15 protein-coding genes are annotated in these 18,279 nt (G+C 69.7%); 8 read left to right on the forward strand and 7 right to left on the reverse strand.

Annotation, left to right across the window (positions count from 1 at the left end; genetic code table 11):
• The first annotated feature begins 40 nt into the window (after positions 1 to 40).
• From ACWGDB_RS15285 to ACWGDB_RS15310, 6 genes are all read left to right on the forward strand, one after another.
• Entirely contained in the window at positions 41 to 1,240 is a 1,200-nt protein-coding gene (locus tag ACWGDB_RS15285) for an ROK family transcriptional regulator (protein WP_453822876.1), read from the forward strand.
• Positions 1,241 to 1,373: 133 nt separating this feature from the next.
• Positions 1,374 to 2,474, forward strand: coding sequence for a substrate-binding domain-containing protein (locus ACWGDB_RS15290; protein WP_453823024.1), 1,101 nt, complete (start codon positions 1,374 to 1,376; stop codon positions 2,472 to 2,474).
• Between the two features lie 190 nt (positions 2,475 to 2,664).
• The gene (locus ACWGDB_RS15295) at positions 2,665 to 3,456 is read left to right on the forward strand and encodes an ATP-binding cassette domain-containing protein (RefSeq protein WP_453822877.1); all 792 of its coding nucleotides are present in this window, start codon (positions 2,665 to 2,667) and stop codon (positions 3,454 to 3,456) included.
• Entirely contained in the window at positions 3,453 to 4,745 is a 1,293-nt protein-coding gene (locus ACWGDB_RS15300) for a sugar ABC transporter permease (protein ID WP_453822878.1), read from the forward strand. Before ACWGDB_RS15295 ends, ACWGDB_RS15300 begins: the two co-directional genes overlap by 4 nt.
• Before the next feature lie 184 nt (positions 4,746 to 4,929).
• Entirely contained in the window at positions 4,930 to 6,858 is a 1,929-nt protein-coding gene (gene dxs / locus ACWGDB_RS15305; protein WP_453822879.1) for a 1-deoxy-D-xylulose-5-phosphate synthase, read from the forward strand.
• 146 nt (positions 6,859 to 7,004) lie between these two features.
• Positions 7,005 to 8,528 carry an amino acid permease gene (locus ACWGDB_RS15310; RefSeq protein ID WP_453822880.1) on the forward strand — a complete coding sequence of 508 codons (1,524 nt, stop codon included), beginning with the start codon at positions 7,005 to 7,007 and terminating at the stop codon, positions 8,526 to 8,528.
• A gap of 39 nt (positions 8,529 to 8,567) precedes the next feature.
• Here the strand turns inward: ACWGDB_RS15310 and ACWGDB_RS15315 are convergent, their stop codons facing one another.
• Complete coding sequence (locus ACWGDB_RS15315; protein ID WP_453822881.1) at positions 8,568 to 8,975, reverse strand: NTP pyrophosphohydrolase; 408 nt, start codon at positions 8,973 to 8,975, stop codon at positions 8,568 to 8,570.
• Between the two features lie 19 nt (positions 8,976 to 8,994).
• Positions 8,995 to 9,888 (reverse strand): NAD(P)-dependent oxidoreductase, encoded by an 894-nt coding sequence (locus ACWGDB_RS15320; protein WP_453822882.1) that lies wholly within the window; start codon positions 9,886 to 9,888, stop codon positions 8,995 to 8,997.
• 95 nt (positions 9,889 to 9,983) lie between these two features.
• Between ACWGDB_RS15320 and ACWGDB_RS15325 the strand changes: the two genes are divergently transcribed.
• Both ACWGDB_RS15325 and ACWGDB_RS15330 read left to right on the forward strand, forming a co-directional pair.
• Entirely contained in the window at positions 9,984 to 11,000 is a 1,017-nt protein-coding gene (locus ACWGDB_RS15325) for a hypothetical protein (protein ID WP_453822883.1), read from the forward strand.
• A 51-nt stretch (positions 11,001 to 11,051) separates the two neighbouring features.
• The gene (locus ACWGDB_RS15330) at positions 11,052 to 11,435 is read left to right on the forward strand and encodes a hypothetical protein (protein WP_453822884.1); all 384 of its coding nucleotides are present in this window, start codon (positions 11,052 to 11,054) and stop codon (positions 11,433 to 11,435) included.
• Between the two features lie 59 nt (positions 11,436 to 11,494).
• On the opposite strand, the gene ACWGDB_RS15335 is transcribed toward ACWGDB_RS15330, so the two are convergent.
• From ACWGDB_RS15335 to ACWGDB_RS15355, 5 genes are all read right to left on the reverse strand, one after another.
• Positions 11,495 to 13,621 carry a 3-hydroxyacyl-CoA dehydrogenase NAD-binding domain-containing protein gene (locus ACWGDB_RS15335; protein WP_453822885.1) on the reverse strand — a complete coding sequence of 709 codons (2,127 nt, stop codon included), beginning with the start codon at positions 13,619 to 13,621 and terminating at the stop codon, positions 11,495 to 11,497.
• Positions 13,618 to 14,838, reverse strand: coding sequence for a thiolase family protein (locus tag ACWGDB_RS15340; protein ID WP_453822886.1), 1,221 nt, complete (start codon positions 14,836 to 14,838; stop codon positions 13,618 to 13,620). Before ACWGDB_RS15340 ends, ACWGDB_RS15335 begins: the two co-directional genes overlap by 4 nt.
• 286 nt (positions 14,839 to 15,124) lie before the next feature.
• Positions 15,125 to 16,405 (reverse strand): HRDC domain-containing protein, encoded by a 1,281-nt coding sequence (locus ACWGDB_RS15345; protein WP_453822887.1) that lies wholly within the window; start codon positions 16,403 to 16,405, stop codon positions 15,125 to 15,127.
• A 178-nt stretch (positions 16,406 to 16,583) separates the two neighbouring features.
• Positions 16,584 to 17,246: a response regulator transcription factor gene (locus ACWGDB_RS15350; protein WP_003997051.1), complete on the reverse strand. Its 663-nt coding sequence runs from the start codon at positions 17,244 to 17,246 to the stop codon at positions 16,584 to 16,586.
• 297 nt (positions 17,247 to 17,543) lie between these two features.
• On the reverse strand, positions 17,544 to 18,221 hold the full coding sequence (locus tag ACWGDB_RS15355) for a DUF3000 domain-containing protein (protein WP_453822888.1): 678 nt from the start codon (positions 18,219 to 18,221) through the stop codon (positions 17,544 to 17,546).
• Positions 18,222 to 18,279 lie beyond the last annotated feature (58 nt).

Consider the following 18,279-nt stretch of genomic DNA (forward strand, 5'->3'; position numbering starts at 1 on the left):
CGGGGCCTCATCGAAGCGGTCCCGCGCGCAGGAGGTCGTCGTGGAGACTCCGGGGTCGCAGTCGTCGCTGCACCGAGCCAACCTGGAGCGGGTCGTCCGGGCCGTCCGGCTTGCCGGATCGCTCACCCAGGCGGAGATCGCCAGGACCACGGGTCTGTCGGCGGCGACGGTCTCCAACATCGTCCGCGAGCTCAAGGACGGCGGCACGGTCGAGGTCACGCCCACCTCGGCGGGCGGCCGACGGGCCCGCAGCGTCTCCCTGAGCGGGGATGCCGGGATCGTCATAGGAGTCGACTTCGGGCATACGCATTTGCGCGTCGCGGTCGGGAACCTCGCCCACCAGGTGCTGGCCGAGGAGGCCGAGCCGCTGGACGTCGACGCCTCCTCCACACAGGGCTTCGACCGGGCAGAGCAGCTGGTCAACCGGCTGATCGCGGCGACCGGCGTCGACCGGTCCAAGATCGCCGGGGTGGGCCTCGGCGTGCCAGGGCCCATCGACGTCGAGTCCGGCACCCTCGGCTCGACCGCCATCCTGCCCGGCTGGACCGGCACCAAGCCCGCCGAGGAACTGCGCGACCGCCTCGGCGTGCCCGTGCACGTGGACAACGACGCCAACCTGGGCGCCCTGGGCGAGCTGGTCTGGGGCAGCGGACGGGGCGTGCGGGACCTGGCGTACATCAAGGTCGCCAGCGGTGTCGGCGCCGGCCTCGTGATCAGCGGCAAGATCTACCGGGGCCCGGGCGGCACAGCGGGTGAAATCGGGCATATTACTCTGGATGAATCCGGCCCGGTCTGCCGCTGCGGAAACCGTGGCTGCCTGGAGACCTTCGCGGCCGCGCGCTATGTGCTCCCGCTGCTCCAGTCCAGCCACGGCACCGACCTCACCATGGAGGGCGTCGTACGGCTGGCCAGGGACGGAGACCCGGGCTGCCGTCGCGTGATCGCCGACGTCGGCCGTCATATCGGCAGTGGAGTCGCGAATCTCTGCAACCTCCTGAACCCGAGCCGTGTGGTCCTCGGCGGTGATCTTGCCGAGGCCGGCGAGCTGGTTCTCGGACCGATCCGGGAGTCCGTCGGCCGCTACGCCATTCCCAGCGCGGCGCGCCAACTGACCGTTCTCCCCGGGGCACTTGGCGGGCGTGCGGAAGTGCTCGGAGCCCTCGCACTCGCGCTCAGCGAGATGGGGGATTCAACCCTTTTGGACAGCACGCTGCATGCGGCCACGCCTGCCTTCACTTAGAGAACGTATGGCACCGTTGCCAACCCGTTAAGGATTTACTTCTTGACGTCGCACGTGTGGCCGAGTTGACTTCCAGCCACCTCGGCCGCAATGTCGCGGCCTCGTCAGGGAGGTTTCTGAAGTGAACACGCGTATGCGTCGTGCCGCCGTTGCCATTGCCGCTGGTGCGATGGCCATCTCGCTGGCTGCCTGTGGCAGCGCCGAGGAAGCCGGCGGCGACAACGACTCCACCGCCTCCGCCGCCAAGGGCGACGACATCAAGGTCGGTCTCCTGCTCCCGGAGAACCAGACCGCGCGCTACGAGAAGTTCGACCGGCCCCTGATCCAGCAGAAGATCAAGGAGCTGACGAACGGCAAGGCCACCGTCGACTACAACAACGCCAAGCAGGACGCCAACCTGCAGGCCCAGCAGGTCGACACCATGATCACCAACAAGGTGGACGTCCTCATCCTGGACGCCGTCGACGCCAAGGCGATCAAGAACTCCGTGCAGAAGGCCGTCGACGCCGGCATCAAGGTCGTCGCCTACGACCGCCTGGCCGAGGGCCCGATCAGCGCCTACACCTCGTTCGACAACGTGGCTGTCGGCAAGACCCAGGGCGAGGCCCTGCTGAAGGCGCTGGGTGACAAGGCGACCAAGGACTCCAAGGTCGTCATGATCAACGGCTCGGTCACCGACCCGAACGCCGCGCAGTTCAAGGAAGGCGCCCACTCCGCGCTCGACGGCAAGGTCACCATCGCCAAGGAGTACGACACCAAGGAGTGGAAGCCGGAGAACGCCAACTCCGAGATGGAGGCGGCGATCTCGGCGGTCGGCAAGAACAACATCGCCGGCGTCTACTCCGCCAACGACGGCATGGCCGGCGGTATCATCACCGCGCTCAAGGCCGCGGGCATCAACGTCCCGGTCACCGGTCAGGACGCCGAGCTGGCAGCCGTGCAGCGCATCGTCGTCGACGAGCAGTACATGAGCGTCTACAAGCCGTACGCCCCCGAGGCCAACGCCGCGGCCGAGATGGCCGTTGCGCTCGCCCAGGGCAAGTCGCTCGACTCCATCGCCAAGGACAAGGTCGACAGCGGCAGCGAGAAGGGCATCCCGTCCGTGCTCGTGCCCGTCACCTCGCTGACGAAGGAGAACATCAACGACACCGTCATCAAGGACGGCGTCTACACCGCCGCCGAGATCTGCACCGGCAAGTACAAGGCCGCCTGCGACAAGCTCGGCATCAAGTAAGCAGCCTCAGGTCCCTTTCCAGGTGCGGGAATTCGTCCTTGAATTCCCGCACGGGACATGACTGCTCCAGACTCCTCCGGCGCCCCGCGCATACGTCAGCCCCGCAAGCTCGGCGCGGGGCGCCGGACGGAACCCCCCCCAAAAAACTCTTCTCTGTACAACCCTTCCGCCGGGTCAGGCGGCGAAGGAGATGGTTCACGTGTCCGCTACGCCCGTGCTGGCGTTGCGCGGGGTCTCCAAGCGGTTCGGTGCCGTTCAGGCGCTCACCGACGTAGAGCTTGAGGTCCACGCCGGTGAAGTGGTCGCCCTGGTGGGCGACAACGGCGCCGGAAAGTCCACGCTGGTCAAGACGATCGCCGGCGTGCACCCCATCGATGAGGGCGTCATCGAGTGGGACGGCAAGGCCGTCTCGATCAACCGGCCGCACGACGCCCAGAGCCTGGGCATCGCGACGGTCTACCAGGACCTCGCGCTGTGCGACAACATCGACGTCGTCGGCAACCTCTTCCTGGGCCGCGAGCTGAAGAAGCGCGGTGTCCTCGACGAGGTCGAGATGGAGCGCCGCTCGCTCGAGCTGCTCCAGACGCTGTCGATCCGCATCCCCAGCGTGCGTATCCCGATCGCCTCGCTCTCCGGCGGTCAGCGCCAGACCGTGGCCATCGCCCGCTCCATGCTCGGCGAGCCCAAGCTGGTCATCCTCGACGAGCCCACCGCCGCCCTCGGCGTCGAGCAGACCGCCCAGGTCCTCGACCTGGTCGAGCGGCTGCGCGAGCGCGGGCACGCCGTGATCCTCATCAGCCACAACATGGCCGACGTCAAGGCCGTCGCGGACAAGGTCGCCGTGCTGCGGCTCGGCCGCAACAACGGCGTCTTCGAGGTCAAGACGACCTCGCAGGAGGAGATCATCTCCGCCATCACCGGCGCCACCGAGAACGCCGTGACCCGCCGTGCGGCGCGCACGAACGGGGAGGCTTCCAAGTGAGCATCGACAAGACCTCCACGACGCCGCAGGACCACGAGGTCCTCAACACCGAGGCCGCCGCGGCCGCGGTGACCGCCGTCGACCCCCGCCTGCTGGTGCAGGAGCAGGGTCTGGCCGGCTACCTCACCGAGTTCCGGCGCAAGCTGAAGGCCGGTGAGCTGGGCTCCCTGCCGGTCATCCTCGGCCTGGTCGCCATCTGCGTGATCTTCCAGAGCCTCAACTCGGCCTTCCTGTCGGCTCAGAACATCAGCGACATCACCGTCACGATGGTCGGCACCGGCATGATCTCCGTCGGCATCGTCTTCGTGCTGCTGCTCGGCGAGATCGACCTGTCCGTCGGCTCGGTCAGCGGCGCGTCCAGCGCCCTCGCGGCCGTCCTCGCGGTCAACCAGGGCTGGCCCGAGTGGGCGGCCGTGCTCTTCGCCGTCGCGGCGGGTGCCGTCATCGGCGCGGCGCACGGTTTCTTCTTCGCGGTGCTGGGCGCCCCGGCGTTCGCCGTCACGCTGGCGGGTCTGCTGTTCTGGCTCGGCTTCATGCTCCAGACACTGGGCGAGAACGGCACGATCAACCTCGACAGCGACGGTCTGATCGGCAAGCTGACGACGTACTTCTTCACGGACGTGGCGGCCGCGTACGGCCTGGCGGCCGTGGTGACCGCGGTGTTCTTCATCACCTCGTTCCTGGGCAACCGCCGCCGTCAGGCCGCGGGCATCCCGTTCCGCCCGATGAGCGACACGATCATGCGGACGGTACTGCTGGGCGTCGTCTCCTTCGCCGCGGCGGTCATGTACAACCAGTACAAGGGCCTGCCGCTGGCCACGGTGATCTTCCTGGTGTTCCTGGTGGGCACGGACTTCCTGCTGCGGCGTACCTCGTACGGCCGGAAGGTCTTCGCGCTCGGTGGCAGCGTCGAGGCCTCGCGTCGTGCGGGCATCAACGTCACCATGGTGCGGATCACCGTGTTCGCGATCTCGGGCGGCTTCGCCGCGATCGGTGGTCTGTTCCTGGCCTCGAAGATCGCCTCCGCCAACCAGAGCGCCGGTACAGGTGACCTGCTGATGAACGCCATCGCGGCGGCCGTCATCGGTGGTACGTCCCTGTTCGGTGGACGTGGCCGCACCTGGAACGCGCTGCTCGGTGTGCTGGTGATCGTCTCGATCCAGTACGGCCTGCAGCTGGAGTCCATCGCCGAGCCGGTGAAGTACATGATCACCGCCGGTGTTCTGCTCACGACGGTCGTGATCGACTCGATCACCCGTAAGACGCAGAAGACCGCGGGTCGCGCGTAGCACCCCGCGCACAGGTCCTGTGCCCGGCACCAATGGCGGTGCCGGGCACAGTCATGTCGTAGGAACGGCACAAATTGGGTACAGCCGATCGCATGACCCACGACGGGTGGGCCGGGAACCTTCCGCCTGAGCGGAACATTAGACTCGACAAGCCCGGCAACAGCTCTACTGCAAGGAGGCACGGGTGCCGCTGCTGACCCGCATCACGGGACCGCGCGATCTGGACCGGCTCAGCCCTGAGCAGCTGGACCAGCTGGCCGAGGAGATCCGGACCTTCCTCGTCGAGGCGGTTTCCAAGACCGGCGGCCACCTCGGCCCCAACCTCGGTGTGGTGGAGCTGACCATCGCCCTGCACCGGGTCTTCGACTCGCCCAAGGACAAGGTGCTCTGGGACACCGGCCACCAGTCCTACGTCCACAAGCTGCTCACCGGCCGTCAGGACTTCAGCCGGCTGAAGATGAAGGGCGGCCTGTCCGGCTACCCCTCGCAGGCCGAGTCCGAGCACGACGTCATCGAGAACAGCCACGCGTCCACGGTCCTCGGCTGGGCCGACGGCCTCGCCAAAGCCAACCAGCTGCGCAAACGCGACGACCACGTCGTCGCCGTCATCGGTGACGGCGCGCTGACCGGCGGTATGGCCTGGGAGGCGCTGAACAACATCGCCGAGGCCAAGGACCGTCCCCTCGTCATCGTCGTCAACGACAACGAGCGGTCGTACGCGCCCACCATCGGCGGCCTCGCCAACCACCTGGCGACCCTGCGCACGACCGACGGCTACGAGCGCTTCCTGACCCGCACCAAGGAGATCCTCGACCGCACCCCGGTCGTCGGCAGGCCCCTCTACGAGACCCTGCACGGGGCCAAGAAGGGCCTCAAGGACTTCATCGCGCCGCAGGGCATGTTCGAGGACCTCGGGCTGAAGTACGTCGGGCCGATCGACGGACACGACATCGAGGCGCTGGAGTCGGCCCTCGCGCGCGCCAAGCGCTTCGGCGGCCCGGTCATCGTGCACTGCCTCACCGAGAAGGGCCGCGGCTACCAGCCCGCCCTCCAGGACGAGGCCGACCGCTTCCACGGCATCGGTCCCATCCACCCGGACACCGGCCTGCCCGTGAAGGCATCCGGCGCCGACTGGACGTCGGTCTTCGGCGACGAGATGGTCGAGCTCGGCAAGGAGCGCGAGGACATCGTCGCCATCACGGCCGCGATGCTGCAGCCCGTCGGCCTGAAGAAGTTCGCGGACACCTTCCCGGACCGGATCTACGACGTCGGCATCGCCGAACAGCACGGCGCCGTCTCCGCGGCGGGCCTGGCGACGGGCGGCGTCCACCCCGTCTTCGCCGTTTACGCCACCTTCCTCAACCGCGCCTTCGACCAGGTCCTGATGGACGTCGCGCTGCACAAGTGCGGGGTCACCTTCGTGCTCGACCGGGCCGGCGTGACCGGCACCGACGGCGCCTCCCACAACGGCATGTGGGACATGTCGATGCTTCAGGTCGTGCCCGGGCTGCGGCTCGCCGCCCCGCGCGACGCCGACCAGGTGCGCGCGCAGCTGCGCGAGGCCGTCCAGGTCAAGGACGCGCCGACCGTGGTCCGCTTCTCCAAGGGCGCCGTCGGCCCCGCCGTTCCCGCCGTGGGGCGCGTGGGCGGCATGGACGTGCTGCGCGAGCCCGGCACCGACACCCCGGACGTGCTGCTCGTCTCCGTCGGCGCCCTCGCGCCGATGTGCCTGGAGATCGCCGGCCTGCTCGACAAGCAGGGCATCTCCACCACCGTGGTCGACCCGCGCTGGGTCAAGCCCGTCGACGAGGCCATGGCCCCGCTCGCCGAGCGGCACCGCGTGGTCGTCACCGTCGAGGACAACTCCCGCGTCGGCGGCGTCGGCTCGGCCGTCGCGCAGGCCCTGCGCGACGCGGGCGTCGACGTCCCGCTGCGTGACTTCGGCATCCCGCCGCGCTTCCTCGACCACGCGTCCCGCGCCGAGGTCCTGACCGAGATCGGCCTCACCGCGCCCGACATCGCCCGCCAGGTCACCGGCCTGGTCTCCAAGCTGGACGGCCGCTTCGACCGGACGACGGCCGACGTCGACTCGGTGGAACCCGCCCGGGACTGACCACACCGGTACGGCCGGATGGGCCGGTTCCGCCACCCGTGCCGGTGGCGGAACCGGCCCATCTGTGTGAATCCGCCCGCGCCGGGGCAGGCGTACCACACCCCCTCTCGATCATGTCGAGGACGACAAGTGTGGGAGGTACGACCGTGAGCAGCACACTCTTCCGGACGAAGAGAGTAGAGCAGTCCATCCTCGATACCGAGGAGCCAGAGCACGCGCTCAAGAAGTCCTTGTCCGCGCTGGATCTGACCGTTTTCGGTGTCGGTGTCATCATCGGCACCGGCATCTTCGTCCTCACCGGCACCGTCGCCAAGGACAACGCCGGGCCCGCGGTGGCCCTGGCGTTCGTCGTGTCCGGCGTCGCCTGCGCGCTGGCCGCGCTCTGCTATGCCGAGTTCGCATCCACGCTCCCGGTCGCCGGGTCGGCGTACACGTTCTCGTACGCCTCCCTCGGTGAACTGCCCGCCTGGATCATCGGCTGGGACCTGGTCCTGGAGTTCGCGCTCGGGACGGCGGTGGTGGCCGTCGGCTGGTCCGGCTACATCCAGTCGCTCATGGACAACGCGGGCTGGACGATGCCCGACGTCCTCGGCAGCCGGGAGGGCGCCGACGCCTTCGGCTTCGACATCCTCGCCGCCGCGCTCGTCCTCGTCCTCACCTTCATCCTCGTCCTCGGCATGAAGCTGTCCGCGCGGATCACGTCCCTGGTCGTCGCCATCAAGGTGGCCGTCGTCCTGACCGTGATCATCGCCGGTGCGTTCCTCATCGACGCCGACAACTACGACCCGTTCATCCCCAAGGCCCAGACGGTGGAAGCCGCCAGCAATCTCGACGCCCCGCTGATCCAGCTCATGTTCGGCTGGGCCCCTTCCAACTTCGGCGTGATGGGCATCTTCACCGCCGCGTCCGTCGTGTTCTTCGCCTTCATCGGCTTCGACGTCGTGGCCACGGCGGCCGAGGAGACCAAGAACCCGCAGCGCGACATGCCGCGCGGCATCCTCGGCTCACTCCTGATCTGCACCACGCTGTACGTCCTGGTGTCGATCGTCGTCACGGGCATGCAGCACTACAGCCGGCTGTCCGTGGACGCCCCGCTCGCCGACGCGTTCAAGGACACCGGGCATCCCTGGTTCGCGGGCTTCATCAGTTTCGGCGCCGCGGTCGGCCTGACGACGGTCTGCATGATCCTGCTCCTCGGCCAGACCCGTGTCTTCTTCGCGATGAGCCGGGACGGACTGCTGCCCCGCTTCTTCTCGCACGTCCATCCCCGGTTCAAGACCCCGCACCGGCCGACGATCCTGCTCGGCGTGATCATCGCGGTCCTGGCCGGCTTCACCCCGCTGACCGAACTCGCCGCGCTGGTGAACATCGGCACGCTGTTCGCCTTCGTGGTCGTGGCCATCGGCGTGATCATCCTCCGCAAGACCCGCCCCGACCTGCACCGGGCCTTCCGCACCCCGTGGGTGCCGGTCCTCCCGATCCTGTCGGTGTGCGCCTCGCTGTGGCTGATGATCAACCTGCCGGCCGAGACATGGGTACGGTTCGCCATCTGGATGGCCATCGGCGCCGTCGTGTACTTCCTCTACGGCCGTTCCCACAGCCGCCTCGGACGCCACGAGGAGACGACCGCGGCCGAAGTGGAGAAGGGGCAGCACGGGGACACCGCCTAGGCGGAACCGACGACTGCAGGGGCCGCGTACGGCAGCCGGCTACGGCCGGACCGTGCGCGGCCCCGCCACGTCCGCCCCCAACTCGGACACCCGCCGCCGCAGTTCCCGATCCGCGGTCACCACCAGGCAGGGCCGGCCGTCCGCCCGCGCGACCAGCTCGACCATGTGGTCGTCGCCGCTCCCCGCAGCGGACTCCACCCGCACCCCCGGCGCGCTCTGCACGCCCCGGGCGGCCCCCTCGACCACGAGCACGATCTCCACGGGCCCCGCACGCCCCGGCACCCCGTCCGCCGCCAGCCGGTCGCGCAGCCGCTCCGCGGCCCCCCGCCGATCCCGCCACCACCCGTCGGGCACCGACCCGACGACGTTCGCGGCGTCGACGATCACGAGCAGGGGTACCTCGTCGGGCAGCGGGACGTCTTCGGTCGGGGGGACGTCGTCAGTCATGGGGCAAGCCTCGCACGGCTCACTCCGAGGCCCTGTCCTCCTCGAAACTGGCGAAGTAGGCCGCCGCCATGTCCTCGTCCCCATGCCCCTGCTCATCGGCCCGCTCGAACCGCTCCGCGCTCGCCGCGGCCACATCCAGGCGTACGCCGTGCCGCTCGCCCGCCGCCACGATGAGCCGCGCGTCCTTCGCCGCCGTGGCCACCGCGAACTGAGCCGGGGTCAGCCCCCCGTTCAGCACCAGGCCGGTCTTGGCCCGCAGATACCCCATGTCGAGCGGACCCCCGTCGATCACCTCGAAGAAGCGCTCCGGATCGACGTCGAGGGCCTTGGACAGGGCCAGCACCTCACCGGCCGCGTTGGTCACCGCGAGCACCCAGCTGTTGGCGACCAGCTTCAGCCGCGTCGCACTGCCGGCCCCGCCGTCCTCGCCGGTCCATACCGTACGGACGCCGACGGCGTCGAACACCGGCGTCACCGTCTCCCGCCCCTTGACGGGCCCCGCCGCCAGCACGGTGAGCTGCCCGGCCTCGGCCGGCTGGCGGGTGCCGAGCACCGGGGCGTCGTAGAAGACCAGGCCGTGGTCGCGGGCGAACGCGGCGAGGTCGGCGACCCCCTCGAGGCCGGCGGTTGTCGACTGCACCCACACGGCACCGGAGCGCAGCGCGGGCGCCGCGTCCCGCATGACGTCCAGCGTCGCGGGACCGTCGTACAGCATGGTCAGGACGACGTCGGCGCCCCGGACCGCCTCGGCGGGGGTGTCGGTGACGAGGGCACCGTCGGCGGCCAGGGGCTCGGCCTTGGTGCGGGTGCGGTTCCAGGCGCGGACGGTGTGCCCCGCCTTGACGAGGTTGCGGGCCATCGCGGCGCCCATGATTCCGGTACCCAGGACGCTCACGGTGAGCTTGTCGGTCATGACGTCGACTTCCTGTTCTCGTGCGGACGTTGCTGTGATCCAGCTTGCCCGGGGCCGGGGCACGCCGTCCGCACGCCCCCGAATAGAGTGAACCGGTGAACGGCGACTGGCTCATCCGCGGCCGCGACGGCCGCCTCAGTGTCTATCTGCCGACCGACGACGCCGTCCTGTGCCGGGCGGAACTCGGACCCGGCGGCCCCTGGGGACCCCCGCGTCGGCTCGGCGGCGAGCAGAAGCTGCGCCCCGGCCCCGCGGTCGGCCAGGGCGCCGACTCCTACGCCCATCTGGCCGCCTGGCGGCCCACCAAGCCGGGCGAGGCGGGCCTGGTGCACTCCACGCACTTCCGCCCACGCCTCGCCGCGCTGGACTGGATCCCCATCGGCCACCCGAACCGGACCGGCGACCGCACGGGCATGCCCGCCGTCACGGTCGACGCGCAGGGGCGCTGCCATGTCTTCGTCCGCAACAAGGCGGGCGGGGTGAGCATGCTCGGCCAGAAGGCGGTGGGCGGCTGGGGCCCGTGGCGTGACCTCAAGGGGCGCGAGGTCGACGAGCGGCTGGCCGCCGTGACGGGGGAGTCCGGGCTCGTCGAGCTGTACGCGGCCGTCCCCGGGGCCATCCTGCACTGGCGGCAGGAGAGTCCGGGCGCCGTCCCGGTCCTGGAGGAGGCGATGGAGACCCCGGTACGCCCGGGCACGCTCCGTGCCCTCGCGACCTCCGCCGAGCACACCACGCTCTTCTACGCGGACGACTCCGGCGACCTGTGCGCCTGGCGCCCCGGCACCAAGCCGGTCACCTTGCTGGCGTCCGCCGGTCCCGGCCCGGTCTCCGTGATCCGCTGCGAACTCGACGGCCACGACTGCACGTTGCTCGCCCAGCGCTCGGCGAGCGGGCGCGTCGCCTTCGCCGCGTATCCGACGGAACAGGAGTCGGCGGGGGCGTGGTGGACGGAGTCGGGACCGCAGCTCGCGGCGGACGCGGGGGTGGCGCTGGCGCTGGACGAGGACGAGCGGGTGGTGGCGGCAACGATGTCGCCCTCGACCGGGCAGCTGATGATCACCCGACGCAAGGAGGAGCCCGGGCTGGCGCTGGAGGCCTGGCGGGAGGTCTGAGCGCGCGTAATTCGAGACCCGTTCGGGGACCTCTGCGCCAGGATGTCCGTCATGGACATAGAAAGCCTGGTCGAGGTCTGGCGGCGGATCCTGGCGCCCTCGGGGACCTCGTGGGTGCTCTTCGAGCACGGGACGTGCGTGGTGCTGAAGGAGCCCGCGGGAGACCTTGCGGGACAGGCGTTGGGGATTCTCGGCGAGTTCGGCCCGGTGCACGTGGGCTCCCCGGCCGGTGACTTCAATGTGCTCACGCTCAAGGACGACCTGGGCTGGCTGGTCACCGGCCATCACCCGGACGTCGTCACCCACGTCGCCCTCGACGAGCCCGTCGACCCGTCGCATCTGGCCATCGGCATCCACGGACGCACCAAACGCCACCAGGACGGCACGGACCTGCGGGTTGCCCATGTCGAGGACCGCCGCCCGGCCGCCGACTGAGACGCCGGTGCCCCGCACACCAGCAGGCGTGCGGGGCACCGGCGTTCAGCGCGAGGCGTTTACGCGGGGACGCTGGCCACGCCCGGCGCCAGGAACTTCTTGCCGTTCACGCGCTCGGAGACACCCTCGCGGTCCAGGTACGGCGTGATGCCGCCCAGGTGGAAGGGCCAGCCGGCGCCCGTGATCAGGCACAGGTCGATGTCCTGGGCCTCGGCGACGACGCCCTCGTCGAGCATGAGCCCGATCTCCTGGGCGACGGCGTCGAGGACGCGCTCGCGGACCTGCTCCTCGGTGAGGACGGAGTCGCCCTGCTTCAGCAGCGCGGCGACCTCCGGGTCCAGCTCCGGCTTCCCGCTGTCGTACACGTAGAAGCCGCGCTTGCCCGCCTTGACGACGGCCGCGAGGTTCGGGGAGACCGTGAAGCGGTCCGGGAAGGACCGGTTGAGGGTCTCGGAGACGTGCAGACCGATCGCGGGACCGACCAGCTCCAGCAGCACCAGCGGCGACATCGGCAGACCGAGCGGCTCGATGGCCTTCTCGGCGACCTCGACCGGCGTGCCCTCGTCGATGACGTTCTGGATCTCGCCCATGAAGCGGGTGAGGATGCGGTTCACGACGAACGCCGGGGCGTCCTTCGTCAGGACCGCGGTCTTCTTCAGCTTCTTGGCGACGGCGAAGGCCGTGGCCAGGGAGGCGTCGTCCGTCTTCTCGCCGCGGACGATCTCCAGGAGCGGCAGGACCGCGACCGGGTTGAAGAAGTGGAAGCCGACGACCCGCTCGGGGTTCTTCAACTTCGACGCCATCTCGGAGACCGAGAGGGAGGAGGTGTTGGTGGCGAAGATCGCGTGCGCCGGGGCGACCGCCTCGACCTCGGCGAACACCTGCTGCTTGACGCCGATCTCCTCGAAGACCGCCTCGATGATGAAGTCGGCGTCCGCGAAGCCCTCGGCCTTGTCCAGGACACCGCTCACCAGCGCCTTGAGGCGGTTGGCCTTGTCCTGGTTGATACGGCCCTTGCCGAGCAGCTTCTCGATCTCGGCGTGGACGTAGCCCACACCCTTGTCGACGCGCTCCTGGTCGATGTCGGTCAGCACGACCGGCACCTCCAGGCGGCGCAGGAAGAGCAGGGCGAGCTGCGAGGCCATCAGACCGGCGCCGACGACACCGACCTTGGTGACCGGGCGGGCCAGGTTCTTGTCCGGCGCGCCGGCCGGGCGCTTGCCGCGCTTCTGCACCAGGTTGAAGGCGTAGATGCCGGCGCGCAGTTCGCCACCCATGATCAGGTCGGCGAGCGCCTTGTCCTCGGCGTCGTAGCCCTGCTGCAGGTCGCCGTTCTTGGCGGCGGCGATGATGTCGAGGGCGCGGTAGGCGGCCGGAGCGGCCCCGTGCACCTTGGAGTCCGCGATGAAACGGCCCTTGGCGACGGCCTGGTCCCAGGCATCACCACGGTCGATCACCGGGCGCTCGACCTCGACGTCGCCCTTCAGCACCTCGGCGGTCCAGATCAGCGACTGCTCCAGGAAGTCGGCGCCCTCGAAGATGGCGTCGGCGATGCCCAGGTCGAAGACCTGCTGGCCCTTGAGCTGCTTGTTCTGGTTGAGGCTGTTCTCGATGATCACCGAGACGGCCTTGTCGGCGCCGATCAGGTTCGGCAGGATCGTGCAGCCGCCCCAGCCGGGAACCAGGCCGAGGAAGACCTCGGGGAGCGAGAAGGCGGGGAGCGCCTTGGAGACGGTCCGGTACTTGCAGTGCAGACCGACCTCGACGCCACCGCCCATCGCGGCGCCGTTGTAGTACGCGAAGGTCGGGACCGCGATACCGGCGAGGCGCTTGAAGACCTCGTGGCCGCCCTTGCCGATGGCGAGCGCGTCCTTGTGCTCCTTGAGGAGCTCGACGCCCTTGAGGTCGGCGCCGACGGCGAAGATGAACGGCTTGCCGGTGATGCCGACGCCGACGATGTCGCCGGCCGTGGCCTCCGCCTCGACCTGGTCGATGGCGGTGTCGAGGTTGGCCAGCGACTGCGGGCCGAAGGTGGTCGGCTTGGTGTGGTCGAAGCCGTTGTCCAGCGTGATCAGGGCGAAGCGTCCGGCGCCGAACGGCAGGTCGAGGTGGCGAACGTGCGCCTGGGTGACGACCTCGTCCGGGAACAGCTCGGCCGCACCCTTCAAAAGCTCAGCGGTGCTCACTTGCTGCCTCCGTCGAAGTTCGGGTTCTCCCAGATGACCGTCGCGCCCATGCCGAAGCCGACGCACATGGTGGTCAGGCCGTAGCGGACCTCAGGCTGCTCCTCGAACTGACGGGCGAGCTGCGTCATCAGACGCACACCCGACGAGGCCAGCGGGTGACCGAACGCGATGGCGCCGCCGTACTGGTTGACGCGCGCGTCGTCGTCGGCGATGCCGTAGTGCTCCAGGAAGGCCAGGACCTGGACGGCGAAGGCCTCGTTGATCTCGAACAGACCGATGTCGGAGATGCTCAGCCCTGCCTGGGCGAGAGCCTTCTCCGTGGCCGGGATCGGGCCGTAGCCCATGACCTCCGGCTCCACACCCGCGAAGGAGTAGGAGACCAGGCGCATCTTCACCGGGAGGTTGTTCTCGCGGGCGAAGTCCTCGGACGCGATGAGCGAGGCGGTGGCACCGTCGTTGAGACCGGCGGCGTTGCCCGCGGTCACGCGGCCGTGGACGCGGAACGGCGTCTTCAGACCGGTCAGGTTCTCCATCGTCGTGCCCGGGCGCATCGGCTCGTCGGCGGTGACCAGACCCCAGCCGGTCTCACCGGCCTCCGGGCTGGTGCGGCGCACCGAGATCGGCACCAGGTCCTGCTGGATCTTGCCGTTGGCGTACGCCTTGGCGGCCTTCTCCTGCGAGCGCACGGCGTACTCGTCGGCGCGCTGCTTGGTGATCGTCGGGTACCGGTCGTGCAGGTTCTCGGCGGTCATGCCCATGAAGAGGGCGGACTCGTCGACCAGCTTCTCGCTCACGAACCGCGGGTTCGGGTCCACGCCCTCGCCCATGGGGTGACGGCCCATGTGCTCGACACCACCGGCGATGGCGATGTCGTAGGCACCGAAGGCGACCGAACCGGCGACCGAGGTGACGGCGGTCAGCGCGCCGGCGCACATACGGTCGATGGAGTAGCCGGGCACCGACTGCGGGAGGCCCGCGAGGATGCCGGCCGTGCGGCCGATGGTGAGGCCCTGGTCACCGATCTGCGTGGTCGCGGCGATGGCGACCTCGTCGATCCCCTTCGGGTCGAGACCGGGGTTGCGGCGCAGCAGCTCCCGGATCGCCTTCACGACGAGGTCGTCGGCGCGGGTCTCGTGGTAGATGCCCTTCGGGCCCGCCTTGCCGAACGGGGTGCGGACGCCGTCGACGAAGACGACATCCCTGACGGTACGAGGCACGATGGCTCTCCTCCAGAGGTGCGGGATCTGCACTGCTGCGCTGCGCAAGCGCTGAGCGCGCGCTCAGGACTCATGCTACTTATGAGTAACGTAGCTGCACAGTCCTGGAGGAGGGAGCGGCGAAGGTCACATCCCGGAGGTCCTCCGCATGCCGTCGGAGGATCTTGGCGTGATCTCGACGTCGCTGTGCCGCTTCAAGGGCTCGTCGGCGCCCATCGGGAACGATCTCGGCAGGAGCGGTGCTGGTGATCCTGCCGACGCCGATCGTCTTTCGGGCGAGGCGCCGCTAGGCGGACAGAGCAGCGACCAACACCGGCGTGACCTGCTCGACCTGCCAGGCCCGAGCCCCGTAACCGGCCAGCGCGTCCGCAACCGACCCGGCGTCGACGACCTTCGGAGGCTCCCAGCAGACCCGCCGCACGGTGTCCGGGGTGATCAGGTTCTCCTGCGGCATGTTGAGCTGCTCGGCCAGCGCGGACACGGCGGCCCGAGCCGCGGTGAGCCGAGCCGCGGCAGCGGGGTCCTTGTCGGCCCAGGCCCGGGGCGGCGGCGGCCCGGTCACCGGCTGCCCCGGCGCCGGCAACTGAGACTCGGTCAAGGACTTCGCATGATCGACGGCGGCCTGCCACTGCTCCAGCTGCCGCCGCCCCATGCGATGCCCGAACCCGTTCAGCGCGGTGAGAGCGTGCACATTGCCCGGTAGGGCGAGCGCGGCCTCCACGATGGCCGCGTCCGACAGCACCTTGCCCGGCGACACGTCCCGCTTCTGAGCGATCCGGTCCCGTGTCTGCCACAGCTCGCGCACGACGCCCAGCTGCCGACGCCGCCGCACCTTGTGCATCCCGGACGTCCGCCGCCACGGATCCTTGCGCGGCTCCGCGGGCGGCGCGGCCGCGATCGCCTCGAACTCCTGCCGTGCCCACTCCAGCTTGCCCTGCCGGTCCAGCTCCTTCTCCAGCGCGTCACGCAGATCCACGAGGAGCTCGACATCCAGCGCCGCGTACCGCAGCCACGGCTCGGGCAGCGGCCGCGTCGACCAGTCGACGGCCGAGTGACCCTTCTCCAGGACGAACCCGAGCACGCTCTCGACCATCGCGCCGAGGCCGACTCTGGGGAACCCGGCGAGCCGCCCGGCCAGCTCGGTGTCGAACAGCAGGGTCGGCACCATGCCTATCTCGCGCAGACAGGGCAGATCCTGGGTGGCCGCGTGCAGGTCCCACTCGACGCCGGACAGCACCTCGCCGAGTCCCGACAGATCGGGACAGGCCACGGGGTCGATCAGCGCGGACCCGGCGCCCGCGCGGCGCAGCTGCACGAGATACGCACGCTGGCCGTATCTGTAGCCGGACGCGCGTTCGGCGTCGACGGCCACGGGGCCGGAGCCGGCGGCGAAGGCGGCGATCACTTCGGCGAGCGCGACCTCGTCGGCGATCACGGGCGGAATGCCCTCACGGGGCTCCAGCAAGGGGATCGGCGCCTCCGTAACAGAAGACCCGTTGTCTTCCGGAGGGGCGCCTCCGGTGGTTCGCAGTGAACTGTCTGCTGCGGTCTCTTGGGCGTCGGTCACATGTCAAGGGTATCTGTGTATGGACAGCGCCCGCCGACGGAACGTTCCGTCGGCGGGCGCCTGAGGGTCGTAAACCAGTCAGCCACGTGAAGGTTCCGGTCCACGACAGATGGGGGACGCGGGCGGAATCAGCGGCCGATCCCGTTCACGTCAGTGAATGATCAAGTGTTCATGGATGTCAGTGGATGATCCCCGTCCGCAGGGCCACGGCGACCATTCCGGCGCGGTCACCGGTGCCGAGCTTGCGGGCGATGCGGGCGAGGTGGCTCTTGACGGTCAGGGCGGACAGGCCCATCGAGACGCCGATCGCCTTGTTCGACTGGCCCTCCGCCACCAGCCGCAGCACCTCGACCTCGCGACCGGACAGCTCGCGGTAGCCGCCCGGGTGGCTCGGGGCACCCGGGTGGCGACGGTGCATACGGGCGGCGGCGGCGCCGATGGGGGCGGCACCGGGCCGGGTGGGGAGCCCGACGTTGGTGCGGGTGCCGGTGACGACGTAACCCTTCACGCCGCCGGCGAGGGCGTTGCGAACGGCGCCGATGTCGTCGGCGGCGGAGAGGGCGAGGCCGTTGGGCCAACCCGCGGCGCGGGTCTCGGACAGGAGGGTGAGGCCGGATCCGTCGGGCAGGTGGACGTCGGCGACACAGATGTCGCGGGGGTTGCCGATGCGGGGACGAGCCTCCGCGATGGACGAGGCCTCGATGACGTCGCGCACACCGAGCGCCCAGAGATGACGGGTGACGGTGGAGCGGACGCGGGGATCGGCCACGACCACCATGGCGGTCGGCTTGTTCGGGCGGTAGGCGACCAGGCTTGCGGGCTGCTCGAGGAGAACGGACACCAGGCCTCCTGGGGTGCGGGGACGGCTTTCAAGGTCACAGTCGTCTTCGGCACCAAACCCATGGCCCTTTAGGGAAAGATCACGATTTAGTGAGTAACAATCGGGGCAATTCAGACACACGGTCGATCGACTGGCGAGGAAATCGGCTCGATCAAGGGCGGTTCCTGACCGAAAGTGGCCGTATCGACAAAGTGACGGTCAAGTCGGTGGCAGTCACCGCGCGTGGTGATCACAATGAGGAGCCGTCACAGCAAGTGACGGCCACGGGGTCGGCAGTGGTTATGGGGTCGGCGGCGGTCAGCGGGACTGCGGGTCCCGCCGCTGAGGCAGTGTCACCACCGACGCGTCGCCCGGGCCCGCCGGGGGCAGCCCCGCGACCTGGGCGAGCAGATCGCACCAGGACGCCAGGTGGGCCGCGGTGTCCGGGACGCCGCCCAGGCCCTCGCGGGGCGTCCAGGAGGCGCGGATCTCGATCTGTGAGGACGCCGGACGCTCGGACAGCCCGCCGAAGTAGTGGGAGCTCGCCCGCGTGACGGTGCCGCTCGGCTCGCCGTACGACATCCCGCGCGCCTGGAGCGCACCGGTCAGCCAGGACCAGCACACGTCGGGCAGCAGCGGGTCGACGGCCATCTCCGCCTCCAGCTCCGCCCGCACCAGGGTCACCAGCCGGAAGGTACCCCGCCAGGCGTCATGGCCCGCCGGGTCGTGCAGCAGCACCAGCCGGCCGTCGGCCAGGTCGTGGTCGCCGTCGACGACGGTGGCCTCCAGCGCGTACGCGTACGGAGCCAGGCGCTGGGGCGCCTTGGTCTGCTCGACCTCGATCTGCGGCCGCAACCGGCTGCTGCGCAGGGCCTCGACCGCGGCGCGGAACGCCGGTGGAGCCGTACTGCTCGAATGCCGGTCCGCCTCCCCTTTGTCCCTCGCCTCATCCATTCCGCCACTGCCGTCCGACAGTCTTCCCTGAGCCGCAGCCATGCCGGGAAGATTAAGGGGAACCGGGGCTTCGTGCAGGGAGGGACACCCGGACAACACG

This window comes from Streptomyces sp. NPDC055013 (assembly GCF_053608645.1).

Bases quoted from the DNA above. Each gene is read 5' to 3' on its own strand.
- ACWGDB_RS15290 (WP_453823024.1), top strand. From the start codon at position 1,374: ATGCGTCGTGCCGCCGTTGCCATTGCCGCTGGTGCGATGGCCATCTCG.
- ACWGDB_RS15315 (WP_453822881.1), bottom strand. From the start codon at position 8,975: ATGACTGACGACGTCCCCCCGACCGAAGACGTCCCGCTGCCCGACGAG.
- ACWGDB_RS15295 (WP_453822877.1), top strand. From the start codon at position 2,665: ATGGTTCACGTGTCCGCTACGCCCGTGCTGGCGTTGCGCGGGGTCTCC.
- ACWGDB_RS15330 (WP_453822884.1), top strand. From the start codon at position 11,052: ATGGACATAGAAAGCCTGGTCGAGGTCTGGCGGCGGATCCTGGCGCCC.
- ACWGDB_RS15320 (WP_453822882.1), bottom strand. From the start codon at position 9,888: ATGACCGACAAGCTCACCGTGAGCGTCCTGGGTACCGGAATCATGGGC.
- ACWGDB_RS15355 (WP_453822888.1), bottom strand. From the start codon at position 18,221: ATGGCTGCGGCTCAGGGAAGACTGTCGGACGGCAGTGGCGGAATGGAT.